Genomic DNA, 24,979 nt, shown 5'->3' on the forward strand with positions numbered 1-24,979 from the left:
GACGTCATTCGATCCCAAGGCAATGGAGCCGCCCGCGTGAAAGCCGTCTATACCGAACTGCATCGCAGCCACGATCCGCAATTCTTCCTGGTGCGCGGGGTCGTCAAGCGCACGACCGAGCAGCCCGAGCGCGCGGACCGGCTGCTCAAGGGTTTGAAGGACGGTAAGCATCAACTTGTCGAGCCGACCACATTCGGGCAAGGACCGCGCGCGCGTGTCCATAGCCCGGAATATCTCGCCTTCCTCTCTGAGGCCTGGGGCGCCTGGAGCGCACTCGGCGATTCCGGTCCGGAGATGATCGGCAACATCCATCCTGTGCGGCATGCCGCCACCTATCCGACGCATATCGTCGGCAAGCTCGGCTGGCATACCGCCGATACCGCCGCGCCGATCGGGCCGGGCACCTGGGCTGCGGCCTGCGCGGCGACGGATGTTGCGACCACGGCGGCGCAACTCGTGATGGACGGCGAGGATGCGACGTACGCGCTCTGCCGTCCGCCCGGCCATCACGCCTATCGCGACATGGCCGGCGGCTTCTGCTTTCTCAACAACAGCGCGGTCGCGGCCGCGCATCTGCGGCTCAGGCATGAGCGCGTCGTGATCCTCGACGTCGACGTGCATCACGGCAACGGCACGCAAGGCATCTTCTATGCGCGACCCGACGTCTACACCATCTCGATTCATGCCGATCCGACTGCGTACTATCCCTTCGTGTGGGGCTATGCCCATGAGCGCGGCGAGGGCGAGGGGCTCGGCACCAATCTCAACATCCCGCTGCCGATCAGCACGGGCGATGACGGCTACATGCAGGCGCTCGCGCGCGCCAAGACCGCGATCGACGCATTCGCGCCCGGCGCGCTCGTCGTGGCGCTGGGCCTCGACGCCTCCGAGCACGATCCGCTGAGGGGGCTCGCCGTCACCACGCCGGGCTTCCGACGCATCGGCCAGGCGATCGCGCGCATGGGATTGCCGACCGTGTTCGTGCAGGAAGGCGGTTATCTCTCCGATATCCTCGGCGCGAACCTGACGTCGGTGCTCGCGGGGTTTGAAGAGGCGCGGTGATCCGGCGCCGCCGGTGCCACGGCGCGATGAGATTGATCTAATCCTTGAACAGGATCTTCTCCAACAGGTCGATACGCTTGATGCGGATCACGCTGCCGTCAATGGCGATGATGCGGCGGTTCTGAAAACGCTTCAGCATCATGGTTACCCATTGCCGGGTCGAGCCGACCATCGCCGCGATCTGGTCATGGGTGATCTTGCGATCGATGACGATCGTATCGCCGTCTGGATTGCCGTGAAGCTCCGACAGGTTGAGCAGGAGCTGGGCCAGCCGCTCAATGACCGATCGCGTTCCCAGCATCTGCGCCATCGACGAATAGCACTTGCCCTTTGCGATCAGCCCGTCGATCAGTGCCAGCGCAAAGGTCGGCATATCCGTGAGCAGCTTCCCCAGCGCCGCGCCCGACAGGATCGTGATCTCGCAGGACTCGATGGCGATGCCGGACCACATATGGATGCCGCCGCCGGAGATCTCCGGCCCGCCAATGAAGTGTCCGGGCGTCCAGTAGGCCAGCGTGATCTCGCGTCCCGACGGCGCCGTGTAGTAGACGCGCACCTGACCGCGCTGGATGATGAAGATGCCGTCATGCCCTTCGCCCTGGTTGAAGACCATGGCACCCTGCGGCACGACGACGGTGCGTCCGGCCGCCTGGACCTGCGACCTCTGCGCGGCCGACAGGCGGTCGAGAAAATGCGCGCCGACGTTCAACCCGTCGACCGTCTCGCTCATGAACAGTGCCGTTGCATCCCTCGCGGCCGGCAGGGCGCGCGCGGCCCCGATGTCCTCCGCATGGCGCCAGTCGAGCCCGATGGCCGGAAGCCTCCGGCTTCGCAACGTCGTCGCCTCTTTGAGTGTCGTCATCACTGTCCGTCTGCACTCAGCATTCGCCGCTAGGTAAGAGTGATGCGGGTGGAATGTCCATCTCTTTGAACGCTATCACATGCACTTAGCAAAGCTCTTGTGTTGGGCGTATGCTGCCGAAACGATTTCATCTGTCGATGGCCTGCTCGCGAGAAAAATCGTTCGATGTCGCGCGTTCGAAACGACGACGAAGTTGCGACACGGATTATCTTGAGCGCACGACGCAAGTAATTGCTTCAACGCGAACGACCGAAGTCCAATAGTTGCCGGCGAGTGATTTCGTGCCGGTGCGGTCAGCCCGGCCATTGCGAGCTGAGGACCGTTGCATGATCTCTTTTGGCCCCCTGAGGGCAAGCGTCGCTGCCATCGTCGTCACGATGGCTCTCGTCGGATCGTCGCATGCCGAGACCATCAGGGTCGCGGTCGGGACGCAGGACGCCACGATCAATTGCGCGACCGGTGGCTTGCTGATCCGCGAGCTCAAGCTCCTGGAGAAATTCTTGCCGCATGACGGCAAGTACCAGGATGTCACCTACGACATTCAGTGGAAGAACTTTACCAGCGGCGCGCCGCTGACCAACGAGATGGTCGCGGGAAAGCTCGATTTCGGCGCGATGGCGGATTTTCCGGGCTCGCTGAACGGCGTTGCTTTTCAGAAGGCCGGGCGCCGCAGCCTTTTCATCAGCGTGCTGTCGGGAAGCACCAAGGGCAGCGGCAACGGCATCGTGGTGCCGGCGAATTCGCCGGCGCAGTCGCTCGACGATCTCAAGGGCAAGACGATCTCCGTTCCCTTTGCCTCGACCTCTCACGGCATGCTGCTGCGTGCGATCGAGGCCAAGGGCTGGAATCCCGAGACCGACGTCAACATCATCACGCAGGCGCCGGAAGTCGCCGGGCCGGCGTTGCAGGCCGGCAAGATCGAGGCGCATGCGGACTTCGTCCCGTTTGCGGAGCTGTTTCCCTGGCGCGGCTTTGCCCGCAAGATCTTCGACGGCGCACAGGCCAACGCTCCGACGTTCCATGGTGCGCTGGTCGATGCCGACTATGCCGAGAAATATCCGGAAGTCGTCGTCGCCTACTTGCGGGCGGCGATCGAAGCGGATCGCCTGATCGCCGAGGAGCCGGAGACATACAGCGAGCTGATTGCCAAGGTCACCGGCATCGAGGCTGAGGTCGACTATCTCTTTCATGGCCCGCTCGGGCTCCAGACCCGCGACGTCAGCTGGAAGCCCGAATACCGCCAGGCGGTCGCGACCTCGATCAAGACGCTGAAGCTGCTCAAGCGCGCCGACAGCGATCTCGACATCAACCAGTTCGTCACCGACAGGTTCATCCGTGCCGCGCTTGCGCAAGTCGGCCGCGACTACGATGCCGAGCTGAAGAACTACGCGCAGCTTCCGTTGAAGGCGAAGGATGCGGCGACCGGTGCCGAGATCTCCGATTTCAGCCGTGTCGCGCAGATATGGGTCAAGGGTGAACCGCATGTCCGCAACTTTGCCTCGCCCGAGAACGCGCTGAAGGCGCTCGCTGGCCTCGAAAAGGACGGCAAGGCCATCCGCGTCGTCTATGCGCAGGATCGCGAAAGCGGCATCAAGCTGTTCGCGAACCAGGCCTGGTTCGTCCGGTCGGCGAACGGCGAGCTGAGCGCCTTCCTGCTCAAGGACGCCGCCGAGCGTTGGTCGAAACAGCATGGCGGCGAGGTCGTCGACTTCAACGCCGCGCGCGAGTCCCTCGTTGCGAGCAGGTGAGCGATGCCGATCGCCTCAGTAGCGCACCGTCTTGCGGGCGCGCGATGGTTGACCCGCGGCTTCTCGATCCTTGCCTGCATCGCGCTGTGGCAGCTCGCCTCGACGCTGCATGTCAATCTGGGTGTCGTCACGTTCCGCAACGTGCCGCCGCCGACCGAGGTCGTGCAGTCGGCCGTCGTGCTCCTGAAGTCGCCAAAGCTGGCCGCGCATATCTCGAGCAGCCTTTGGCGCGTGCTCGCCGGATATGGCGCGGCGGCCGTTGTCGGCGTGGCCTTCGGCTTGGCGATCGGCCGGTCCCGTGCTGCGAGTGATTTGCTGCTGCCGCCGCTCGAATTGCTGCGGCCGATTCCAGCCGTGGCCTGGATCCCGCTCTCGATCCTGATCTTCCCGTCCTCGGAATTGTCGATGATCTTCATCACGTTCATCGGCGCCTTGTTTCCGGTCGTGCTCAATACGATCCACGGTGTCGCCAATGTCGATCGCCGGTTGGTTGCCTCGGCACGCAGCCTCGGCGCGACAGGCGTCTCCATCCTGAGCGAGGTGGTCCTGCCGGACGCCGCGCCCAGCATCGTGACCGGGCTCGCCATCGGCATGGGAACTTCATGGTTCTGTCTGGTCACGGCGGAGATGATCTCCGGCCAGTTCGGCATCGGCTATTACACCTGGGAAGCCTACACGCTGCAAAACTATGCCGACATCATCGTCGGCATGCTGATCATCGGCCTGCTCGGCATGGGCAGCAGCTGGCTGCTCACGACGGCGGGCCGGCTGCTGATGCCCTGGCGTAACCCGGCGGTCGTGCGATGAACATCCGCGTCTCCGATATTCCGGTGCGCAGCGTCGGCCGCATCGATATTGCGGATGTCTCGATCTCGCTCGGCGAGGGCGCTGACGCCTTCGAGGCGGTGGACCGGCTGAACTTTACCGTCGCGCCGGGCGAATTGGTCTGCGTGCTCGGTCCTTCCGGCTGCGGCAAGTCGACCCTGCTCGGTGCGCTGGCCGGGCACCTGAAGATCACGGCGGGCGAGCTCGCGCTGGACGGGCAGCCGATCCGCGGCCCGAGCCCGGATCGCGGCATGGTGTTTCAGCAGCACACCCTGTTTCCGTGGAAGCGAGTGCAGGACAATGTTGCTTTCGGCCCGAAGATGCGCGGGGTCGGCAGGATGGAGCGGCGGCGCGCCGCCGGCGAGATCCTCAAGCTGGTCGGACTGTCGGGGTTCGAGCGGTTCTATCCCTCGCAACTGTCCGGCGGCATGCAGCAGCGGGTCGAGATCGCACGCGTCCTGATCAACCAGCCGCGCGTGCTGCTGATGGACGAGCCCTTCAGCGCAATCGACGCGCAGACGCGCAGCCTGATGCAGGAAGTCCTGCTCGACATCTGGAGCAAGATCCCGACCACGACGGTGTTCGTGACCCATGACATCGACGAGGCGCTGTTCCTGGCGGACCGGATCGTGGTGATGAGCGCAAGGCCCGGGCGGGTGATCGAGGATTTCGTCCTGCCGTTCGCGCGGCCGCGCAGCCACGACCTCGTAACCGAGCCCGATTTCGTGCGCCTGAAACGCCACGTCATGCAGCTTCTGCGGCGCCCCGATGGCACCGAGCCGTTGGCCCGCCTCAGTCCGCTCGGCGTATAGCTGTCAAGAGACCCCGTTTGCCGGCCGGGGATGTCGTGCGTTTTTGCTCCGGTTGAGCTATTCTTCAAAAAACTGTGAAACGCGTCCAGTCCGAGGCGGAGTTTTGACTCTCAAAGTTTGTGGTTGAGGGCATATTCTCTTCGACGGAGAGTGCAGCCGAGCGGAAGCAGCATGCTGGAGACGGAGCCGAGCGCGGCGACGGAAACGGATTTGAAAGGCTGGCTTGAGGGCGCGGGGCTCGGCCAATACACCGAACTTTTCGTGCAGCATCGCCTCGACCTCGACGTCATGCCCGACCTGACGGAGGCCGATCTCGCCGAGCTCGGCCTGCCGCTCGGCGATCGCAAGCGGTTACGCCGGGCGATGGTGGCGCTGCTTTCGCCCGAACCGGCTGGGCCTCCGCCCGCCCCGCAGGCAATGGCGCGCGCCGAAGTCGGCGCCGAGCGGCGGCAGCTCACCACCATGTTCTGCGACATGGTGGATTCGACCCCGCTCTCGGCCCAGTTCGATCCCGAAGACGTGCGCGACATGATCGCGAGTTTCCGCGAGACCTGCGTCCGCGTGGTCAAGCATTATGAGGGTTTTGCTGCCCGCTACGTCGGCGACGGCATCCTGGTCTATTTCGGCTATCCGACCGCGCATGAGGACGACGCCGAGCGCGCGGTGCGTGCCGGGCTCGAGATCGTGCGGCTGCTGTCGACAGCCCGCGCGATCGAGCCGCGCGGCGCGCTGGGCCACGCGCCGGCGGTGCGCATCGGCATCGCCACCGGTCTCGTCGTGGTCGGCGATCTCGTCGGCCAGGGCACCGAGGAGCGCGATTCCGCAGTCGGCGAAACCGTCAATCTCGCAGCGCGGCTCCAGGGATTGGCGCCGCCGAATGGTGTGGTCATCTCCGCCTCCACCCAGTCGCTGCTGAAGGGCAAGTTCGACTACCGCAATCTCGGCGTCCAGGCGCTCAAGGGGCTCGCCGAGAAGGTCCAGGCCTGGCACGTGATGCGGCCCTCGCGCGTAGAGACGCGCTTCGCTGCGGCCATGGGCACGCGGCTGACGCCGCGCGTCAATCGCGAGGAGGAGGTCTCGCTGCTGACGGGGCGCTGGCAGCAGGCGAGGCAGGGCGACGGACAGGTCGTGGTGCTGTTCGGCGAGCCCGGGATCGGCAAGTCCCGCATCGTCCAGGAGATATTCGGAGCCATCGCGGGCGAGCGGCACGGGCAGATCTCGTTGCAGTGCTCCCCCTATTATACCTCGACCGCGTTTTATCCGTTCAGCGCGCAGCTCAAATTCGCGCTCGGGCTGGACCGCGAGGATGCGACCGCGATGTCGCTCCCCAATCTCGAGGCCGCCGTAGCCGCCGCGGGAAGCGAGGTCGCGCAGGTGACCCCGCTGTTCGCCGCGCTGCTGTCGATTCCGACGGGCGACCGCTATCTGCCGCTCGACCTGTCTCCGCAGCAGCAGAAGGACGCTACGGTGTCGGCCATCGTCAACCATCTGCTTGGGCTTGCGCGCGAGCAGCCGCTGGTCATCGCATTCGAGGACCTGCACTGGATCGATCCGACCTCGCGCGAGGTCATCGATCTCCTGGTCGACAAGGTGCAGGGCCAGCCGATCCTCGTCGTCATCACCGCGCGGTCGGAGTTTCAGCCGAGCTGGAATGCGCATTCGCACATCACGACGCTGGTCTTGAACCGGTTGAGCCGGCAATTGCGCACGACGCTGGTCGAGCGCGTCGCGGGCCGGGAGCTGCCCAAGGAGGTCGTCGAGGAGATCATCGTCAAGACCGACGGCGTGCCGCTGTTCCTGGAGGAATTGACCAAGACCGTCCTCGAATCCAACCTGCTGACCGAACGGCACGGCCGCTACGTGCTCTCCGGCGAGTGGCGGCAGCTCGCGATCCCGGCGACGCTGACGGACTCGCTGATGGCGCGCCTCGACCGCATGGGCCCGTTCAAGAAGATCGCGCAGATCGGCGCCACCATCGGCCGTGAGTTCTCCTACGAGACGCTTCACGCCGTCGCCAACACGCCCGCCGACCAGATCGAGGCGGCGCTCGATCATCTGGAGGAGGCCGGCCTGATCGTGCGCGGCGGTCACCCGCCGGATGCGCTCTACGCGTTCAGGCACGTCATGATCCAGAACGCGGCGCATGCCAGCCTGTTGCACAGTGAGCGGCGCAAGCTGCATTCGCGGATCGCCCAGGTGCTCGCCGAGATGTATCCGGAGAAGACCGCGCGCGAGCCCGAGCTTCTCGCTCACCATCTGACCGAGTCCGGCCAGAGTGAGGGCGCCGCGAGCTTCTGGCTCAAGGCGGGCAAGCAGGCAGCGAAGACGGGCGGTAACCTGGAGGCGATCGGGCACTTGCGCCGCGGCTTGAGCGTCGTCCAGGCCAACGCGCGCATGCAGGGCGCCGACGAGATCGAACTCCAGCTGCGTATCGCGCTCGGCAATGCGCTGATCGCGGCCAAGGGTTATGCGGTGCAGGAGGTCGAGGAAAACTACATCCGCGCGCTCGGGCTCGGCCGGCAGCTCGACGACGAGGAGAAGGCGTTCGCAGCGATGCGCGGGCTCTGGGTCTGCCATTTCATCCGCGCGGATTTGACACGCGCGCACGATCTCAGCGTCGAGCTGTTGAAGTTTGCCAAGCGCGTGCGGCTGAACGAGCGGGCGCGGCCCGCGCAGCAGACCGGCTATTTCATGGAGGCCCATCGTGCCATCGCGATGACCATGCTGTATCGCGGGCGCTTCGCGGTGTCCCAGCATCATCTTCGCCGCTGCATCAATCTCTATAGCGCGGATCTGCATGCCGACCTGATGGAGCGGCACGGCACCAACCCCGGCGTCGTGTCGCTGTCCTATCTCGGCTATCTCCTGTGGTTCCTCGGCCAGCCCGACGTGGCGCGCCAGCACAGCGAGCAGGCGATCGCCAACGCCGAGAAGATCCGCCATCCCTTCACGCTCGCTTTCGCGCTCGTATTCGGCGCCTATCTCTGCCAGCACCTGCGCGACGTCGAAGGCACCCGCGATCACGCCAACCGCGCCATGATCATCGCAACCGAGCACAATTTCCTGCACTGGAAGCAGCAGGCCGCGATCCTGCGCGGCTGGGCGCTGACGCAGCTTGGTGACGTCGACGATGGATTGAGCCAGATGCGCGTCGGCCTCGACGAGTACGAGGCGATGGATTCCTGGCTCGCCGGCTGCTGGTTCAGATGCCTGTTGGCCGAGGCCTATGCGAAGGCCGGCTTCCGCGAGGCGGCCTTGCGCGCGCTCGACGGTGCGCTGGCGACCGCACGGCGCACTGGTGATCACTTCTACCTCGCCGAAGTCTATCGGTTGCAGGGGGAGATCACGCTCACCGCGGGCGGGCCAACCTCGGCCCGCGACGCCGAAGATCTGTATGAGCTCTCGCTCGACGTGGCCCGCAAGCAGGGCGCACTGTCCTGGGAGCTGAGGACCGCAATCAGCCTGGCGCGGCTCTGGCAGGACGCGGGCAAGGCCGGGCAGGCCGAGCGGCTGCTGGGTCCCATCGTCGGGAAGTTCAGCGAGGGTTTCCTGACGCCGGACCTGATGCAGGCGGTGCAGCTGCTCAAGGAACTCGGCTCCGAGGCTGCTGGCGGTCAACGGGTCGACGTGGAGCGATAAGCGTCACGGCTTGAACGCGTCTTACGCGCTCGCACCGCTGCGGGTTCACTGGCATTGCGCAGGAACCGGGTCGGGCCAGCGCTCACCTCCCTTTTCACGACATTTGCCGCCGGGATTTCTCGCCGCGAGATTCCGATTGCCTGCGATTGGCGTTCCGCCTAATAATCTTGTACAATTGACCAAAAGCAGTCCGCCGGCTGGCTCCGGCAAGGGCCGGCCGATGCGTGCCATAGCGCGTGTCGCGCCAACGGAGGATGGATCGAAAGCATGTCCGCAAGCGGCTTTGGACTCGCCGGCGTCATCGGAATGCCGGTGGCGCATTCGCGCTCGCCGGTGATTCACAATTATTGGCTGAATGCCCACGGCATCCGCGGCGTCTATGTGCCGCTTGCGGTTCAGCCCGAGCGGTTGAAGGACGCGCTATCGGGCCTCGTCGCGCTCGGTTTCCGCGGCTGCAACGTCACCATGCCGCACAAGCAGACGGCGATGGCGCTGCTCACCCGCGTCAACGACACCGCGCGCCGCATCGGTGCCGTCAACACCATCGTGGTCGAAGAGGACGGCACGTTGTCCGGCTTCAACAATGACGGCAACGGCTTTGTGCAGAGCCTGCGCGATGCGCGTACCGACTGGCGTGCCGACGAGGGAATGATTTTGCTGCTCGGCGCCGGCGGCGCCTCACGCGCGGTGGTCGTGGCGCTGCTCGAAAACGGCGCGCGCGAGATCCTGATCGCCAACCGCACGGCGGACAAGGCGGAGGCCTTGGCAGAAGAGTTCGGCAAAAATGTCCGCAGCGTCGCCTGGGCAGATCGGAGCACCGCGATCGCCGACAAGGCGCTTGTCGTCAACTGCACCGATCGCGGCATGGTCGGCAAGGATGCGCTCGAGATCGACCTCTCGCGGCTGAAGCCGTCAACGCTGGTCGCCGATCTCATCTACACGCCGCTCGAGACGCCGTTCCTGGCTGAGGCCCGCACGCGCGGCTGTTCGACCGTGAACGGGCTCGGCCTGCTGCTCAATCAGGCGCGGTTCGCCTTCAAGGCCTGGTTCGGCGTCATGCCCGACGTGACACCCGAGCTCATCAAGGCAATCGAAGCGACCTTCTAGAGGCGTCTCGCCATGACCCTGCCGGCGTGTCCCAAGATCGATTGCCACATCCACGCCATCGATCCCGCGCGGTTTCCGTACGCGCCCACAACGCCCTATCGGCCAAGCGGGCAGGAGATCGCGCCAGCTGCGCAGCTTCTCCGCGTGTTCGACGTCTTCGACGTCAGGCACGCGCTCGTCGTCGCTACCAACACCGGCTATGGCAGCGACAGCCGCATCCTGCTCGACACGCTCGCGGAAGGGAAAGGCCGCTTCCGGGGTGTCGCGGTCGTCGAGAACGACGTCGATATGAAGGAGCTGGAGCGGCTCAAAACGGCGGGCGTGATCGGCGTCGCGTTCAACGTCCCGTTCCACGGCACCGATTATTATCGCAGCACCGCGCCGCTGCTGGCGAAGCTGGCCGATCTTGGCCTGTTCCTCCAGATCCAGGTCGAGCAGGATCAATTGCTCGCGTTGCTGCCGCTGATCGAGAAGTCGAACGTCAAGCTGGTGATCGATCATTGCGGGCGGCCGCCGGTCGAGCAGGGCCTGAACGGCAGAGCCTTCCAGGCGCTGCTGGCGATCGGCCGCGCACGCGATGCACACATCAAGCTGTCGGGCTACTACAAGTTCTCGAAGCTGCCGCATCCTTACGAAGACGCCTGGCCGTTCATTGCCGCGCTGGTTGACGCCTTCACACTCGATCGCTGCGTCTGGGGCTCGGACTATCCGTTCCTGCGTGCCCCGGAGCGGCTGGATTATGGGCCGCTGCTCGCGGTGCTGAGCGGGCTCTTTCCCGATCCGGCCGATCAGCACCGTCTGTTGTGGCGAACGCCGGCAAGGCTGCTCGGCTTCGATCCAGGTCAATCAACATAACAAACAATAGAGGGAGAACGTCATGAAGGCCTTGGGAAAATGGAGCGGCATCGTCGCCGCCGCGTCGCTGTGGGCAGGCCTCGCGCAGGCGCAGACGACGGTCTACATCCCCGATGTCGTCGAGTTATCAGGCCCCGGCGCGGTCTCCGGCACCAACTGGCGCGACGGCGTCGCGCTCGCGATCGACGAGGTCAACGCCTCCGGCGGCATTCTCGGCCGGAAAATCGAGACCGAGCATCTCGACACCCAGAGCAACCCCGGCGTCTCGCGCGCCCAGGTGCAGAAGGTCCTGGACAAGGACCCGTATGTCGTGCTCGGCCCGATCTACTCCGGCTCGGTCAAGGTCAACATGCCGCTGACGCAAGCGGCCGAGATTCCGCAGATCGTCGGCGCGGAGGCCGCCGACATCACCACGCAGGGCAATCCGTTCGTTTTCCGCACCGCCTTCGGCCAGCAGTTCTCCATGCCGAAGATCGCCAACTATCTGCACGACAAGCTGAAGGTGAAGACGGTCGCGCTGGTCTGGGTCAACAATGATTTCGGCAAGGGCGGCCACGACAATTTTCTAAAGGAGATGAAGGCGCGCAATATCGATATCGCGGCCGACATCTCGACCGAGCAGGGCCAGGTCGATTTCGGTTCTGACGTCATCAAGTTGAAGAGCGCGAAAGCCGATGCCGTCTTCGTCTACACCAACGAGGAGGAGAGCGCCCGCTTCCTGATCGAGGCGCGGCGGCAGGGCCTGTCGACGCCGCTGTTCGGCGAAACCACGCTGCTCAGCCAGAAGGTCGTCGAGCTCGCCGGCCCCGCTGCCAACGGCGTGCGCGGCCATGTCGGCCTCAGCGCCGATGCGCCGGTGCCCGCGATCCAGGACTTCGCCAAGAAATTCAGCGCGCGCTACAAATACTGGCCCGACCACAACGGCATCAAGGGCTACACCGCCATCTATCTCGTCAAATACGTCACCGAGAGGATCGGCAAGTTCGACAGCAAGGCCTTCGGTGCGGCCATGAAAGGCCTGACGCTGACGCCGGACAAGGCGCCGGGCATGCTTATGGAAGCGAGCTGGGACCAGAATGGCGACATCGACCGCGCGAGCTTCCTCGCGGAGATCGTCGACGGCAAGCAGAAGATCGTTGAGACGCTGCCGAAGCTGAAGGTTTCGAAGGGAGAGTGAACCGCACTTTCGGACGTCAGTTGATGCGAGACCCGATGTCGCGGCCGTTCACGCTGTCGTCGTGAACTTCGTGATGACATCCATGAAGGGCTTTGACTGAAAGCTCGCATCAAGCGGCAAGGGCCGGTTCGGCAGCTTGTCGCGCCGGGTGAATTGCTGGTTGATCCAGCTATGGCGGTCCGTGATGCCCCAGGTAAGGATGGAGTTGAGCGGGCCGCTCGCCGCAATCGCGCTCAGGAGGTCGTTCACGCGCTTGGCGACGATGGAGTCTCGCTGGGTGACATCGCCCGGCAGCTGTTGGTCGAAGACGTCGAGCTCGGTAACGAGGACCTCGAGACCCCACGAGCGCAGCTCGCTCACGAAGGCGGCGAGACCTTCGGTGTCGATCTCGAGTTCGGCATGCAGATGGCATTGCAGGCCCACGGCATGAAGTGGCGCGCCCTGATCGAGCAGGCTCTGGATGAGATTGCGCAGGGCGGCACGCTTGGCGATGAAGCTGTCCTTGGCCGACTCGACGTCGTATTCGTTGATGGCGAGCTTGACGAGCGGATCGGCCGCGGCGGCGGTGCGGAGAGCGAGCGAAATCCAGCGCTCGCCCAGCATGCGCGACCAATAGCTGTCGCGCCGGTCGGTCGGCTTGCGCGCATTATCCGGAATCGGCTCGTTGACCACGTCCCACGAGGTCAGCTTATCTCTGTAGTAGGAGACCACGGTCGAGATGTGATCGACGAATGTCTCCTCCGCCGTCTTCGGGTCCTTGATCTGCTTGGTCCAGTCCGGAATGTCATGATACCAGGCGAGCGTGTGGCCACGCATGGTCAGGCCGTTCTGCCGCGCAAAATCGAAGATCGCATCGGCGCGCTCGAACCTGAAGGTGTTCGCGTCCGGCCGCAGCATGGGCCATTTCAGCTCGCATTCGGGAACGACCTGCGTGCAATATTGGCTGATCGCCTCGCCGAGCCGTGGATCGGCCTGTAGATCCCAGAGATTGAGCGCGGCGCCATAGCCAGGGCGCCGGTTGACGGAGGCGGATGTCTGCGCCGCACTGGTCGATCCCGCAGCGAAAGCTGCGGCCGTGCCGAGCAGGAATTCGCGTCTGTCGAGTGTCGTCACGGCCGGGAGTCCTCAACGCGCCGGCTGGCGCTGCATCACTGCTTCGGCGATCTGGTAATAATGCAACGCCTGCTTCTCGAGCGTGAGATTGTCGGTCACGTATTGACGCGGCCTGAAGTCGCCCGCCTTGGTGTGCGTCCAGAACGCGTTCCAGCGTGACGCGAAGTCGTCGGCGTCGACGAACTTCATGCCGCAGCGGTCGTCCCAGTAAGGCACAGAGGATACACCCTCGAACCTGACCCGGTGCGGAAAATACTTGGGATCACGCCATGGCCCGCCGCGATCCCAGGCAAACACGGGAACGCCGCTCGAAAGCGCCTGGAGACAGGCGATGCCCTGGCTCTCGTTCTGGCTGAGGAAGATCATGCTGCGGCAGCGTGCCAGCGCGGCCCGATAATCCTCCTCCTTGTAGCTGCCGTAGCGAAACTCCTGAAACGTGAGGCCATTGGCCTGCAGCCGCGCGCGGATCGGTTCGAGCAGGTCCGGGGCAAAGCGATCGCGGTCCCAGAGAACCTTGTCATACAGCAGGACATCGACGCTCTTCTCAACGGCGTTCGACGGTGCCCACGAATCGGTGTCGATGCCGACCGGCCACACGTCGATGTCGGGCCAGCCGGGCCGGCACATGTCGGCGTACCACTTGCAGGGGACGACGATGTGCTTCACCGGATAGCGCGTCAGCAGATCGGGGGCTTCGATAGGGTGATCATAGGAGGCAACGCCGAGCAGGATCGGGTTCTTCCACTTGATCCGGTCGAGCACGAAGGGACGCCCGATGACGCAGGCGAGCTCCTCAGGATGCTTGCGGACGTGACGGTAGTCGTTGACGCGGTAGCGGATGCCCAGCCGGTCGAGGCCAGCGCAGAGATTGAGGAACACGCGCTGCTGGCCGTTGATCCAGGGTTTTCCCAGGAGCACGCGCCGCAACAGCATCCGCAGATGCCGGTCGCCTCTGAACCAGCGGTCGTCCTTTTCCTCGAAGAAGAGATTGAGGACCATGCGCTCGCCGCGTGCGGTGTCGGGATGGATCGGAGGCACGATTGTGCTCACGGACCGGTCCACTTCGCCGCGCTGACCATCGGCCATGCGCAAATCCGCCCGGGCACGTTCAGCGACTTCCATTTGGCTCAAGTCCACACATTCGACGCACGGTTCTACCGGCGAAGCTTTAAACCATTATCTCACTTGGATGATCGCAGCGTGGAGTTCAAGGCGACCGCAAATTTAACGCTAACGTGCGAAATAGACCGGAACGGCGGCTTCGCAGGCCCGGATTGCCACTCTGTAAGCGGTATCTTCGCTATAGCTGCGGCGCCGTCCGCCAGACCGCGCAACCAGGGCAGATGATTAACGAAGTGTTAAATCGCCAGGCCGAAAACGGTCCCGTGCTCGCATGCTGAACCGCCACTTCTCCATCTATCTTGCCGCCTACGTCTTTCCCGCAGCCGTCGGCTTCTGCGCGATCACGATGTATACGCGGCTGCTCACCCCGGCGGAGTACGGCGTCTATGTCGTGGGGCTCAGCATCGCCGGCATTCTGGGCGCGACCTTCTTCGGCTGGATCAGGCTGTCGGTTTCCCGCTATCAGGCAATGTCGCCTGACGTGGATTTTCGCGGCACGGCGATGGTCGCTTTCGTGCTCACCATCGTCGCACTCTGCGCTGCCGCGCCGCTGGTGTTCCTGTTCCATCGTGACGTGAATCTGAATCTTCTGCACGCCAGCATATTCGTCGCGATCATGATGAATGCGGTCGATGTCGGCCAGGAATTCGAGCGCGCCAAGTTGCGGCCATACCGCTTCGCAGCGATCGCGATCGTGCGCAGCCTCGCGAGCGTCGCATTCGGCCTGATCGCCATATGTCTGGGCTGGGGTGGTCTGGGGCTGCTCGCAGCCTTCGGACTCGCCTCACTCGCCGGGATCATCCTTAATCTTGCGGGCGACAGCACCAGGATCGCGCGCTGGGAGCCCGACCAGCTCGCGCAGCTCGCCCGCTACGGGCTGCCGCTCGCGATCGGTGGACTGTCGGTCGCGGTTTACTCGATGAGCGACCGGCTGATCGTCGCCTACCTTCTCGGCAAGGATGCCGCCGGCATTTTCGGCGTCGCGGCCGACCTGCCGCGGCAGTTCCTCGTCATGCTGGCCTCGAGCGTCGCTGCGGCCACCGTGCCCATCGTGTTCCGTACGTTCAGCCAGGAGGGCCATGCTGCGACCCGTGAACGGCTCAACGAAAGCCTCGAGCTCCTGCTCGTCGTCATCATGCCGGTCGCAGTCTGGCTCGCGCTCGCTGCGGACCAGGTCGCCGGAACGCTCGTCGGCGTCGATTTCCGCGCCGGCGTCTCGGCCTTGCTGCCGATGCTGGTCGTCGCGCGGATGCTCGGCATCGCCAATCAGTTCTACGTCCAGATCAGCTTCCAGCTCGCCGAGCGGCCCTTCATCCTTGCCGCGCAGTCATTCCTCACGCTCGTCCTGAGTATCGCGCTGATGTTCGCCCTGATTTCGGGCTTTGGCCTGTATGGCGCAGCGCTTGCAACGTTCGCGACCGAAGCCATCGGCTTCGTGGCTGCGGTCGTCCTGATGCGCCGCGCCTACATGCTGCCGTTCGATCCGGGCCGGCTCGCGGGCGTGGGCGTCGCTTCGGCGATCATGGCTGCGGCGATCCTCGTGGTTCGCTCGGAGGTCAACGGCACCGGCCTGTTGTCGCTGATTGCGGTGAGCTTGGCCGGCGGTATCGCCTATGCAGGCGCAGCCTGGCTGCTCAATGTCGCCAACGCCAGAACGCTGACCCTGCGCCTGTTGCGAAACTTCAACCGCAAGGCCCTCGGCGTCTAGCTGGTACGACTAGCCGCGGTCGACAAGGTGCGCCGCGGAACGCCAGGCATGATGCGAAATCGCCCGGAGGCTGCGGACGGTTTCGACGCGAACGAGTGCGGTATCCGTGGTGAAGGCGCCATTGGCGACCGCGCTGAGGGTTGCGCTGCGGTGGCGGCGCAGCACTTCGTCAAGTTCTGTCGTGCAGCGCTCGAGCTCGGCGATGGCCTCGTCCGTCTGGATCGCGCGCGGACCGGCCATGGCGTCGGTGCCATGCGGGACCGGCGCGGCCGGCTGCGATGGCACCGCCACGCCGCGTGCAATCGCGGCTGCGCTCCGCATCACTTCGGCGCATAGTTCTCCTGCGCGGATGTCCTCCGGTCCATCCTTCACCGAAGCGAAATTGATTCCGCCATTCGCCACATCGGTCAGCCGAGACGCGTGGTCGAGTGCGTGCAGTGTGCTGGTCAGACGCCGTTGCTCGTCCTCGGTGTCAGGCGGTCCGGTCACTTCCGACAAAAATATTTGTGCCTGGCGCAGGGCCTCGGCGGCGTCCTGCGGCGATACGGCGTCTCTCCCGAGGCGAACCGGTGCAGCGCGACCAGCCAGTGCCGCCTCCACCCACGCGCACACCGTTACGAGCACGCGCGCGATCGTGCGGCGCGCCGCTTCGACGGCCACGATTGGAGTCACGAGTGCCGAGGGATCGAGGCACCGCGTGAGCGGCGAGCCGCGCTCGGGCAGAATGCGCTCGACCAGGCGCGTGAACTGGTTGACCAGCGGCAGCAGGACAACAACGCCGACGACGTTGTACGCGGTGTGATATCCGGCCAGCAGCGTGACGCCGTCGATGCTGTCCGAGGCGCGCACGAGCAGAGGGATGGTGACAGGAAAAAGCACGAGCGCGATCAGGGCTGCGATGAGCTTGAAGAGAACATAGGCAATGGCCAGCCGCTTCGCGGTCGTGCTCGCGCCGATTGCGGCGAGGGCGGAACTCGTTGCTGTTCCGATATTCTGGCCGATGATCAGCGCGCAGGCCTGGTCCAGCCCGATCGCACCGGCGAAGTGACCTGACAAGGTCACCGCGACGGCGGCCGTTGACGACTGCATCAGCGCAGTCATCACCAGGCCGATCACGACGAGCACCAGCACGCCGAGCAGGCCCGACCACCACCGCCCGTCGGGACCGGCGAGAACGGCAGGAAGGTCTGCCGGGTGCAATCGTTCGGCGAGCCCGCCCATGCCCTGCTGCAAGGTCGTCAGCCCGAAAAGCACGAGCCCAAATCCGGCGAGGGCGGCGCCGGCACCGGATATTCTTCCACGAGCGAGAAGCTTGGTCAACGCGCCGGCGAAAATCATCGGCAGTGCCGCGGCGGTGAGCGAGACGCGGACGCCGATGAGCGCGACCAGCCAGCCGGTTCCGGTGGTGCCGATATTGGCGCCGAACACAAGCCCCAACCCTTGCTGGAACGTCAACAGGCCAGCGCTGACGAGACCGATCGTCGTCATTGTCGTTGCACTCGATGACTGCACCAGGAGCGTGACGACGGCGCCCCAGAATGAGCCGTGCAGCGGCGTCGCGGCCGCCCTGCTGAGCACGGTGCGCAGGGCGGAGCCGGCCAGCGCCTTCAGGCCTTCCGTCATCACGGTCATGCCAAGCAGGAAAAGACCGACGCCGCCGAGTACCGAGATTGCCGTGGACATGCAGGCTCCTGAAGTGAACGATGATCAGGCCAGCCCCCTTTTTGACTGTAGCGCAGTTGCCGGAGTGACGGCAGACGACGACAGAGCGTCGGAACTGGCGTTGTATTGAACGTTCAGTAAAACAGTTTGCTAAACACAATCGCTGCGCTTCGACCGCGCGGAGCGAGGCTGCGTTGGTGCGGCCTGCGTTCAATGACGCGAAGAGAATGTCCATAAGCTGCAGCATTCCGCTGCATCGCAGCAAGTTCGCGGCTGAATGCGGTTGCGGTGATCTTTTCGTCGAGCGCGCCGAAACCGGCTTGACGGGCTCGAGAATTTAGTAATAGGTTTAGTAATACAAAAAAATAAACATCGCGCATCGAGCTGATGTGTGGGAGGAGCCCAGCCCGTCCGGACCCGTTTCCGGGCGCGGTCCGTCTCGTTCTCCATCATCTCATCGCTCATCAACTCGGTTTCAGGGTCTTGGCGTCGCTCCGAAAAAGGCGAGTGCCAGGCGGGTTCGGTGGTTCAACGATAGAGAGGAAACGGACATGCGAAGACTCAAATGGCTTAGTGGTGCAGTGACGTCTGCGGTCCTCGGGGCGGCCGCGCTGGTGGTCGCGGGCGGCAGTGAAGCCGCAGCGCAAGGAAAGCAGCTCACCCTGTGTTGGGCAGCCTGGGATCCGGCCAATGCCCTGGTCGAGCTCGGCAAGGACTTCACCAAGCAATCGGGCATCGAGATGAAATACGAGTTCGTCCCCTGGACGAGCTATGCCGATCGCTTCCTCAACGAGCTCAACTCGCACGGCAAGCTCTGCGACCTGATCATTGGCGACAGCCAGTGGATCGGCGGCGCCGCCGAGAACAAGTGGTATGTCAAGCTCAACGACTTCTTCGACAAGGAGAAGATCTCGATGGACGATTTCGTCCAGGCGACCGTCGTCGGCTATTCGCAGTGGCCGAAGAACTCGCCGAATTACTGGGCGCTGCCGGCGATGGCCGATGCGGTGGGCTGGACCTATCGCAAGGACTGGTTCTCGCGGCCCGACATTCAGTCGGCGTTCAAGGCCAAGTACGGCCGCGATCTCGCGCCGCCCAAGACCTTTGACGAGCTGAAGGAGATCGCCGCGTTCTTCCAGGGCCGCGAGATCGACGGCAAGAAGGTCTATGGCGCCTACATCTTCACCGAGCGCGGCTCCGAAGGCATCACGATGGGCGTGACCAATGTGCTCTACAATTACGGCTTCAGCTACGAGAACCCGAAGAAGCCGTATCAGATGCAGGGCTTCGTCAACTCGGCTGATGCCGCAAAGGGGTTGGAGTTCTACAAGGAGCTCTACAAGTGCTGCACGGCGCCGGGCCTGACCAACGCCTACATGCAGGAAGGTCTCGACGCCTTCAAGTCCGGCCAGGTGGCGATGCAGATGAACTGGTTCGCCTTCTTCCCGGGGCTCTACAAGGATCCGAACGTCGGCGGCGACAAGATCGGCTTCTTCGTCAATCCGGCCGGCCCGAACGGACACTTCACCCAGCTCGGCGGGCAGGGTATCTCGGTCGTCGCGACGTCGGACCACAAGGACGATGCGCTCGCTTACATCAAGTGGTTCGCGCAGCCGACCGTGCAGCAGAAGTGGTGGCAGATCGGCGGCTACTCGGCGCTGAAGGCCGTCGTCAACGCGCCTGACTTCCCCGCAAGCGCGCCGTTCGCTCCGCAGTTCCTGGAGTCGATGGCGATCGTGAAGGATTTCTGGGCCGAGCCGTCCTACGCCCAGCTCCTGCTCGACATGCAGAAGCGCGTGCATGACTACGTCGTTGCCGACAAGGGGACGGCGCAGCAGGCGCTCGATCTCCTCGTCAAGGATTGGACCAAGGTCTTCAAGGAGCAGGGCAAGCAGGTCGCCTCGCAATAAACGCAGGTACACGCATCCCGCATCGACCTAACTGGTTTCCCCGGGGAGAAAGTGTCCCGGGGAAGCCGAACCAGCCAGCCGATGGACAAGATGACGACGATTCTGCAACCCGATCATGTTACGATCCCCGGCGTGAGCGAGCCCGCCAAATCTCGTGCCACGCGGCGAGTCCGCGGCCTGTCGGACCGGGCCATCGCCTGGCTGTTCGTCGCGCCGACGATTGCGCTCCTGCTCGCGATCAACATCTTTCCCCTGGTCTGGATGATCAGGCTCTCCTTCACGAGCCTCAACCTCAGCATGTCCTACCTGCCGCTGCGGTTCGTCGGGCTGGACAATTTCACCGACATTCTCACCGACGAGGATGTCTGGATCAGGCTACAGACCACGGCGCAGTTCGTGATCTCGTCGGTGGCGCTACAGGTGGTGATCGGATTTGGGCTCGCGCTGCTCATCAACCGCCAGTTTCGCGGTCACAGCTTCTGGACCACGATGATCCTGCTGCCGATGATGCTGTCGCCTGCGGTCGTCGGCAACTTCTGGACCCTGCTGTTCCAGCCGCAGATCGGACCGTTCAATTACCTGATCAGCTTGTTCACCGGCGTGCCGCCGAGCTCGTTCAGCATGACCGGCGAGGTCGCGCTGGCGCCGTGGACGATCGTCCTCGTCGATACCTGGATGTGGGCGCCTTACGTCATGCTGATCTGCCTCGCCGGGCTGCGCTCCATTCCCGACTACATCTATGAAGCTGCTGAAGTCGACCGCGCCTCGGCATGGCGTCAGTTCTGGTCGATCACACTGCCGATGACGGTGCCTTTCCTGATGCTCGCCGTCCTGTTCCGCGCAATCGAGAATTTCAAGATGTTCGACATGGTCAACCTCCTGACCTCGGGCGGACCGGGATCGACCACCGAGCTGGTCTCGATCACGCTGAAGCGCGCGGCATTCGAGAAATGGCGCACCGGCTATTCCTCCGCGCTCGCCATCATCCTGTTCGTGACCGTGTTCGGCGCAGCCAACATCTACGTCAAGGTGCTCAACAAGGTGAAGCAACGATGACCGCCGCTATCGCCAGATCCACCGCTCATTCCATCGTCGAATCCTCGTCGCGCGCAAAGGCGGTGGCCGGCAGCCTGGTCATCCTCTATGCGGTGATCACGATCCTGCCGCTGGTCTGGATCGTCGCCACGGCGTTCAAGTCGCAGAGCGATGCGATCGCCTATCCTCCCAAGGTGCTGTTCCAGCCGACGCTGGAGGGCTATGTGAACCTGTTTACGGTGCGCACGCGGCAGACGCCGGACTTCATCGCAAAGTTGCCGCCGCCGCAGACCTGGTACGACAAGCTCGTGCGCCAGCACGACATGGTGATCGCCGGTCCCTCGAAGGTCGTGCCGCGCTTCGTCAATTCGCTCATCATCGGCTTCGGCTCGACCTTCCTCGCCGTCTTCCTCGGTACGCTCGCAGCTTATGCGTTCTCGCGATTTCGCATTCCGCTTGCCGACGATCTCCTGTTCTTCATCCTGTCGACGCGGATGATGCCGCCCGTTGCGGTCGCGATCCCGATCTATCTGATGTACCGCCAGCTCAATCTGACCGACACCAGGCTCGGGATGATCCTGCTCTACACGGCGGTCAACGTCTCGCTCGCGGTATGGCTGCTGAAGGGCTTCATCGACGAGATTCCGCGCGAATATGAGGAGGCGGCGCTCGTTGACGGCTACACGCGACTACAGGCGCTGCGCAAGGTGGTGCTGCCACAGGCGGTGACGGGCATTGCGGCAACCGCAATCTTCTGCCTGATCTTCTCCTGGAACGAGTATGCCTTCGCGGTGCTGCTCACCAGCGGCGAAGCCCAGACCATGCCGCCCTTCATCCCCTTCATCATCGGCGAAGGCGGACAGGACTGGCCGGCCGTTGCCGCCGCGACCACGCTGTTCGTCGTCCCGATCGTCCTGTTCACCGTTCTGTTGCGCAAGCATCTGTTGCGCGGCATCACCTTCGGAGCTGTACGCAAATGAGCGGTTCTGCGATTGCCAATGGCGGCTTGATGCGCTGGTTCCGGCGCGGGCCCTGGGAGACGGGCGCCACGATCCTGATCGGCGTCGGCATCGTGATGCTGGTGCAGCCGTTCTCGCTCGATCTCTTTAGCTACTCGTTCGTGACGATCCTGGCCGGCACGCTCGGCTACGTCGTCGTGAGCCATTTTCCGGAATAGGGCGGCAGAGATGGCACAGATCCGCGTCGAAAACCTGCGCAAATCGTTCGATCAGTTCACGGCCGTCGAAGGCTCGAATTTCACGATCGACGACGGCACCTTCTTTGCGATGCTCGGCCCCTCCGGCTGCGGCAAGACCACGACGCTGCGCATGATCGCCGGTCTCGAGCTGCCGACCGAGGGCAAGATCCTGCTCGATGGCGAGGACGTGACCTTCGACCGTGCATCCGCGCGCGACATTGCCTTCGTGTTCCAGCTCTTCGCGCTCTATCCGCACATGAACGTCGCGGGCAATATCGGCTTTCCCCTCAAGTGTCAGGGCATGGGCCGGCGCGAAATCCGCCAGCGGGTCGAGGAGACCGCGCGGCTGCTGCGGATCGAGCACCTGTTGTCGAGCAAGACCTCGAAGCTGTCGGGCGGCGACCGCCAGCGCGTGGCGCTCGGTCGGGCGATGGTGCGGCGGCCGAAGGCCTTCCTGATGGACGAGCCGCTCGGGGCCCTCGATGCCGAGTTCCGCCATCTGATGTGCGGTGAGCTCCGCGATCTCCATGATCGCATCGGCGCGACCACGATCTACGTGACGCACGACCAGCTCGAGGCGATGTCGATGGCGGATCAGATCGCGGTCATGAACAAGGGACGCGTCGAGCAGATCAGCACGCCGCAGGAGATCTACGACCGGCCCGCGAGCATGTTCGTCGCCGACTTCATCGGCTCGCCGCCGATGAACTTCCTGCGCTTTGAAGGCGGCCTGCATTGTGGCGATCGCGCCGTCAGCTTCCATGACACCGACATCGCCGTGCCAGAGATCCGCGAGGACCGTGCCAGCGCGCCGCTGGTACTCGGCGTCCGTCCGGAGCATATCCGCTTCACCGATGCGGCGCCGGTTCGTGGCGAGGTGTTCGGCGCGGAGTATCTCGGCACCAACCAGATCGTCACCGTCGACACTGCGCATGGGCGCGTCGCGGCCCGGCTGCCGTCAGCCACGCCGGTCCAGATCGGCGAGACGGTCGGTCTCGAATTTCACTCCGAACGGCTGGCGCTGTTCGATGCCGGCAGCGGCCTTGCGATCCGCACCGCGAACGGAGGAGGCGCTCGCCATGGCTGACGTCATTCTGCGCAACATCAACAAACGTTTCGGTGCGATCGAGGCGGTGCGCGAGCTGTCGCTTGCGGTCAACGACGGCGAGTTTCTCGTCCTGCTCGGCCCGAGCGGCGCCGGCAAGACCACGACCTTGCGGCTCATCACCGGGCTCGAGCAACCCGATTCGGGCTCGGTCATGATCAATGGCCGCGACGTCACGCTCGATCCTCCGGGATCGCGCGACATCGCGTTCGTCTTCCAGCAATACTCGCTCTACCCGCACCTGTCGGTTTACGACAATCTGGCGTTTCCGCTGCGCTCGCCGGCGCGCCGCGTTCCGGAGCCGGTCATCCGCAAGCGCGTCGAACAGACCGCCGAGCTTCTGCACATCGCCAGCAAGCTGAACAACCGCGCCACCCGCCTGTCCGGCGGTGAGATGCAGCGCGTCGCCATCGGCCGCGCCCTGGTGCGGGATCCGTCGATCTACCTGATGGACGAACCGCTATCCTCGCTGGATGCGAAGCTGCGGGCTGAGCTTCGCCTCGAGCTCAAGCGGATCCAGGTCGAGCTCGGTGCAACCATACTCTATGTGACGCACGATCAGGTGGAGGCCATGACCATGGCCACGCGCATCGGCGTGATCAAGGAAGGCCAGCTTCTCCAGCTCGGCACACCGCGGGAAATCTACGAGAGCCCGTCCAGCACTTACGTCGCATCACGGCTTGGCACGCCTCAGATCAACCTTCTTCCGGCACGCCTTGTTTCGGAGATAGTCCTTCCACCCGGGACCGAGACCATTGGCATCCGCACCGAGCATCTGCAGATCGCTGCGCGCAATGGCGGGCGGTTGATCGGCCGCGTGCATCGGGTCGAGCATCTGGGTGAGCAGAATCACGTTCACCTGGACTATAAGGGGCAGACGCTGGTGACGCTCGCGGATCCGGGCCAGCCGCTCCAGGTCGGTCAGGAGGTCGAATTGCACCTGAAGCATCCGCTCTATTTCGACGGCGTTGGGCAACGCATCAACGCCATGGTTCACTGAGGATCATTCAATGTCGCTGCAACCCGAGACATTCAAATCGCTGGTCAAGGTGGCCGCCGAGCAGGTCATCGCCAGCGCGCCGGAGCTCACGAGCCTGGATCAGGCGATCGGCGACGGCGATCACGGCACGAACATGAAGCGCGGCTTCGAGGCCGTGCTCGGCAAGCTCGATGCGATCTCCGCGCAGCCGTTCGACGAGGCTCTGAAGACGATCGGCAAGACGCTGGTGATGACCGTCGGCGGCGCGTCGGGACCCCTTTACGGCAGCTTCTTTCTTGCAGCGGGTGAAGCGCTCTCGCATGACAAGCATTTGCCAGACGATCTCGCCGAAGTCTTTGCGAGCGGGGTCGACGCGGTGAGCAAGCGCGGCCGCTCTCACGCCGGCGAGAAGACGATGCTCGACGTGCTCGTTCCTGTCCTGGAGGCGTTGAAGACGGATGCCGGGCGCCCCGACATCGTCGAGCGCATTCGCACCACGGCCGCCGAGGCCGCCGAGCGGACTGCGCCGATGCAGGCGACCAAGGGACGGGCTTCGTTCCTCGGACCGCGAAGTGTCGGGCATGTCGATCCCGGTGCACGGTCGAGCTGCGTCCTTCTGCAAGCGGTGTGCGCGAGCCTCGAGGGGCGGCCATGAACGACACCGTGGGTATCGTGATCGTCTCGCATTCGAAGGACATCGCCAAAGGCACCGCCGACATGGTGCGGCAGATGGTCGGCAGCGAGGTCAGGGTCGCCTTCTGCGGCGGCAATCCCGACGGCGGGTTGGGAACCAGCGTGGCCCTGATCGTCGATGCCATCAACGACGCCTGGTCACCGAAGGGCGTTGCAATCCTCGTCGATCTTGGCGGCGCCGAGACCAACAGCGAGATGGCGGTCGAAATGCTGGACCCTGAGCGGCGGGATCTCGTTGTCGTCTGCAACGCGCCGATCGTCGAAGGCGCCGTGATGGCGGCGACTGAGGCGGCTGGCGGCAGCTCGCTGGCAGAGGTGCGGGCGGTGGCCGAGGAACTCTCTGCCGACTGACAACAGTTCGGCGAAG

General features: G+C 64.2%; 22 protein-coding genes. 17 read left to right on the forward strand and 5 right to left on the reverse strand.

Features of this window, described 5'->3' with window-relative positions; genetic code table 11:
• Window positions 1–36: 36 nt before the first annotated feature.
• Window positions 37–1,062, forward strand: coding sequence for a histone deacetylase family protein (locus tag Q3C01_RS22445; RefSeq protein WP_458147474.1), 1,026 nt, complete (start codon window positions 37–39; stop codon window positions 1,060–1,062).
• Between the two features lie 37 nt (window positions 1,063–1,099).
• Here the strand turns inward: Q3C01_RS22445 and Q3C01_RS22450 are convergent, their stop codons facing one another.
• A complete protein-coding gene (locus tag Q3C01_RS22450) occupies window positions 1,100–1,792 on the reverse strand; it encodes a Crp/Fnr family transcriptional regulator (RefSeq protein ID WP_458147527.1) in 693 nt (230 codons plus the stop codon).
• Between the two features lie 458 nt (window positions 1,793–2,250).
• Between Q3C01_RS22450 and Q3C01_RS22455 the strand changes: the two genes are divergently transcribed.
• The 7 genes from Q3C01_RS22455 (at window position 2,251) to Q3C01_RS22485 (ending at window position 12,087) form a co-directional block, all read left to right on the forward strand.
• Entirely contained in the window at window positions 2,251–3,672 is a 1,422-nt protein-coding gene (locus Q3C01_RS22455; RefSeq protein WP_458147475.1) for an ABC transporter substrate-binding protein, read from the forward strand.
• Between the two features lie 3 nt (window positions 3,673–3,675).
• On the forward strand, window positions 3,676–4,479 hold the full coding sequence (locus Q3C01_RS22460) for an ABC transporter permease (protein ID WP_458147476.1): 804 nt from the start codon (window positions 3,676–3,678) through the stop codon (window positions 4,477–4,479).
• Complete coding sequence (locus tag Q3C01_RS22465; protein ID WP_458147477.1) at window positions 4,476–5,309, forward strand: ABC transporter ATP-binding protein; 834 nt, start codon at window positions 4,476–4,478, stop codon at window positions 5,307–5,309. Before Q3C01_RS22460 ends, Q3C01_RS22465 begins: the two co-directional genes overlap by 4 nt.
• Window positions 5,310–5,480: 171 nt before the next feature.
• On the forward strand, window positions 5,481–8,948 hold the full coding sequence (locus Q3C01_RS22470) for an ATP-binding protein (protein WP_458147478.1): 3,468 nt from the start codon (window positions 5,481–5,483) through the stop codon (window positions 8,946–8,948).
• 267 nt (window positions 8,949–9,215) lie between these two features.
• The gene (locus tag Q3C01_RS22475) at window positions 9,216–10,055 is read left to right on the forward strand and encodes a shikimate dehydrogenase (RefSeq protein WP_458147479.1); all 840 of its coding nucleotides are present in this window, start codon (window positions 9,216–9,218) and stop codon (window positions 10,053–10,055) included.
• Between the two features lie 12 nt (window positions 10,056–10,067).
• Window positions 10,068–10,910 (forward strand): amidohydrolase family protein, encoded by an 843-nt coding sequence (locus Q3C01_RS22480; RefSeq protein ID WP_458147480.1) that lies wholly within the window; start codon window positions 10,068–10,070, stop codon window positions 10,908–10,910.
• A 22-nt stretch (window positions 10,911–10,932) separates the two neighbouring features.
• Window positions 10,933–12,087, forward strand: coding sequence for an ABC transporter substrate-binding protein (locus tag Q3C01_RS22485; RefSeq protein WP_458147481.1), 1,155 nt, complete (start codon window positions 10,933–10,935; stop codon window positions 12,085–12,087).
• 48 nt (window positions 12,088–12,135) lie between these two features.
• Here the strand turns inward: Q3C01_RS22485 and Q3C01_RS22490 are convergent, their stop codons facing one another.
• Together Q3C01_RS22490 and Q3C01_RS22495 are read right to left on the reverse strand one after the other, a co-directional pair.
• Entirely contained in the window at window positions 12,136–13,200 is a 1,065-nt protein-coding gene (locus tag Q3C01_RS22490) for an endo-1,4-beta-xylanase (RefSeq protein WP_458147482.1), read from the reverse strand.
• A gap of 12 nt (window positions 13,201–13,212) precedes the next feature.
• Window positions 13,213–14,199 (reverse strand): glycosyltransferase, encoded by a 987-nt coding sequence (locus tag Q3C01_RS22495; RefSeq protein WP_458147529.1) that lies wholly within the window; start codon window positions 14,197–14,199, stop codon window positions 13,213–13,215.
• A gap of 394 nt (window positions 14,200–14,593) precedes the next feature.
• On the opposite strand from Q3C01_RS22495, the gene Q3C01_RS22500 reads away from it, so the two are divergent.
• Window positions 14,594–16,030, forward strand: a complete 1,437-nt coding sequence (locus tag Q3C01_RS22500) for a lipopolysaccharide biosynthesis protein (RefSeq protein ID WP_458147483.1) — start codon at window positions 14,594–14,596, stop codon at window positions 16,028–16,030.
• A 9-nt stretch (window positions 16,031–16,039) separates the two neighbouring features.
• Here the strand turns inward: Q3C01_RS22500 and Q3C01_RS22505 are convergent, their stop codons facing one another.
• Window positions 16,040–17,713 (reverse strand): Na/Pi cotransporter family protein, encoded by a 1,674-nt coding sequence (locus Q3C01_RS22505; protein WP_458147484.1) that lies wholly within the window; start codon window positions 17,711–17,713, stop codon window positions 16,040–16,042.
• Window positions 17,714–17,826: 113 nt separating this feature from the next.
• The gene (locus tag Q3C01_RS22510) at window positions 17,827–18,072 is read right to left on the reverse strand and encodes a hypothetical protein (RefSeq protein ID WP_458147485.1); all 246 of its coding nucleotides are present in this window, start codon (window positions 18,070–18,072) and stop codon (window positions 17,827–17,829) included.
• A gap of 171 nt (window positions 18,073–18,243) precedes the next feature.
• Here Q3C01_RS22510 and Q3C01_RS22515 point away from each other — a divergent pair, with 171 nt between their 5' ends.
• From Q3C01_RS22515 to dhaM, 8 genes are all read left to right on the forward strand, one after another.
• A complete protein-coding gene (locus Q3C01_RS22515; RefSeq protein ID WP_458147486.1) occupies window positions 18,244–19,602 on the forward strand; it encodes an ABC transporter substrate-binding protein in 1,359 nt (452 codons plus the stop codon).
• 81 nt (window positions 19,603–19,683) lie between these two features.
• Window positions 19,684–20,658 carry a carbohydrate ABC transporter permease gene (locus Q3C01_RS22520; RefSeq protein ID WP_254108216.1) on the forward strand — a complete coding sequence of 325 codons (975 nt, stop codon included), beginning with the start codon at window positions 19,684–19,686 and terminating at the stop codon, window positions 20,656–20,658.
• Window positions 20,655–21,617, forward strand: a complete 963-nt coding sequence (locus Q3C01_RS22525; RefSeq protein WP_458147487.1) for a carbohydrate ABC transporter permease — start codon at window positions 20,655–20,657, stop codon at window positions 21,615–21,617. The genes Q3C01_RS22520 and Q3C01_RS22525 overlap by 4 nt, the downstream gene beginning before the upstream one ends.
• On the forward strand, window positions 21,614–21,814 hold the full coding sequence (locus tag Q3C01_RS22530) for a hypothetical protein (protein WP_458147488.1): 201 nt from the start codon (window positions 21,614–21,616) through the stop codon (window positions 21,812–21,814). The genes Q3C01_RS22525 and Q3C01_RS22530 overlap by 4 nt, the downstream gene beginning before the upstream one ends.
• 10 nt (window positions 21,815–21,824) lie before the next feature.
• A complete protein-coding gene (locus Q3C01_RS22535; RefSeq protein WP_458147489.1) occupies window positions 21,825–22,922 on the forward strand; it encodes an ABC transporter ATP-binding protein in 1,098 nt (365 codons plus the stop codon).
• Window positions 22,915–23,940, forward strand: coding sequence for an ABC transporter ATP-binding protein (locus Q3C01_RS22540; RefSeq protein WP_458147490.1), 1,026 nt, complete (start codon window positions 22,915–22,917; stop codon window positions 23,938–23,940). Before Q3C01_RS22535 ends, Q3C01_RS22540 begins: the two co-directional genes overlap by 8 nt.
• Before the next feature lie 10 nt (window positions 23,941–23,950).
• A complete protein-coding gene (gene dhaL, locus Q3C01_RS22545; protein WP_458147491.1) occupies window positions 23,951–24,574 on the forward strand; it encodes a dihydroxyacetone kinase subunit DhaL in 624 nt (207 codons plus the stop codon).
• On the forward strand, window positions 24,571–24,963 hold the full coding sequence (dhaM, locus tag Q3C01_RS22550; RefSeq protein WP_458147492.1) for a dihydroxyacetone kinase phosphoryl donor subunit DhaM: 393 nt from the start codon (window positions 24,571–24,573) through the stop codon (window positions 24,961–24,963). Before dhaL ends, dhaM begins: the two co-directional genes overlap by 4 nt.
• Window positions 24,964–24,979: the final 16 nt, after the last annotated feature.

The sequence above is a fragment of the Bradyrhizobium sp. UFLA05-109 genome, assembly GCF_054185165.1.

Coding starts and splice junctions, on each gene's coding strand:
- Q3C01_RS22450 (WP_458147527.1), bottom strand. CDS start 1,792: ATGAGCGAGACGGTCGACGGGTTGAACGTCGGCGCGCATTTTCTCGAC.
- Q3C01_RS22455 (WP_458147475.1), top strand. CDS start 2,251: ATGATCTCTTTTGGCCCCCTGAGGGCAAGCGTCGCTGCCATCGTCGTC.
- Q3C01_RS22460 (WP_458147476.1), top strand. CDS start 3,676: ATGCCGATCGCCTCAGTAGCGCACCGTCTTGCGGGCGCGCGATGGTTG.
- Q3C01_RS22465 (WP_458147477.1), top strand. CDS start 4,476: ATGAACATCCGCGTCTCCGATATTCCGGTGCGCAGCGTCGGCCGCATC.
- Q3C01_RS22470 (WP_458147478.1), top strand. CDS start 5,481: ATGCTGGAGACGGAGCCGAGCGCGGCGACGGAAACGGATTTGAAAGGC.
- Q3C01_RS22475 (WP_458147479.1), top strand. CDS start 9,216: ATGTCCGCAAGCGGCTTTGGACTCGCCGGCGTCATCGGAATGCCGGTG.
- Q3C01_RS22480 (WP_458147480.1), top strand. CDS start 10,068: ATGACCCTGCCGGCGTGTCCCAAGATCGATTGCCACATCCACGCCATC.
- Q3C01_RS22485 (WP_458147481.1), top strand. CDS start 10,933: ATGAAGGCCTTGGGAAAATGGAGCGGCATCGTCGCCGCCGCGTCGCTG.
- Q3C01_RS22495 (WP_458147529.1), bottom strand. CDS start 14,199: ATGGTCCTCAATCTCTTCTTCGAGGAAAAGGACGACCGCTGGTTCAGA.
- Q3C01_RS22500 (WP_458147483.1), top strand. CDS start 14,594: ATGCTGAACCGCCACTTCTCCATCTATCTTGCCGCCTACGTCTTTCCC.
- Q3C01_RS22505 (WP_458147484.1), bottom strand. CDS start 17,713: ATGTCCACGGCAATCTCGGTACTCGGCGGCGTCGGTCTTTTCCTGCTT.
- Q3C01_RS22510 (WP_458147485.1), bottom strand. CDS start 18,072: ATGCGCGATGTTTATTTTTTTGTATTACTAAACCTATTACTAAATTCT.
- Q3C01_RS22515 (WP_458147486.1), top strand. CDS start 18,244: ATGCGAAGACTCAAATGGCTTAGTGGTGCAGTGACGTCTGCGGTCCTC.
- Q3C01_RS22520 (WP_254108216.1), top strand. CDS start 19,684: ATGGACAAGATGACGACGATTCTGCAACCCGATCATGTTACGATCCCC.
- Q3C01_RS22525 (WP_458147487.1), top strand. CDS start 20,655: ATGACCGCCGCTATCGCCAGATCCACCGCTCATTCCATCGTCGAATCC.
- Q3C01_RS22530 (WP_458147488.1), top strand. CDS start 21,614: ATGAGCGGTTCTGCGATTGCCAATGGCGGCTTGATGCGCTGGTTCCGG.
- Q3C01_RS22535 (WP_458147489.1), top strand. CDS start 21,825: ATGGCACAGATCCGCGTCGAAAACCTGCGCAAATCGTTCGATCAGTTC.
- Q3C01_RS22540 (WP_458147490.1), top strand. CDS start 22,915: ATGGCTGACGTCATTCTGCGCAACATCAACAAACGTTTCGGTGCGATC.
- dhaL (WP_458147491.1), top strand. CDS start 23,951: ATGTCGCTGCAACCCGAGACATTCAAATCGCTGGTCAAGGTGGCCGCC.
- dhaM (WP_458147492.1), top strand. CDS start 24,571: ATGAACGACACCGTGGGTATCGTGATCGTCTCGCATTCGAAGGACATC.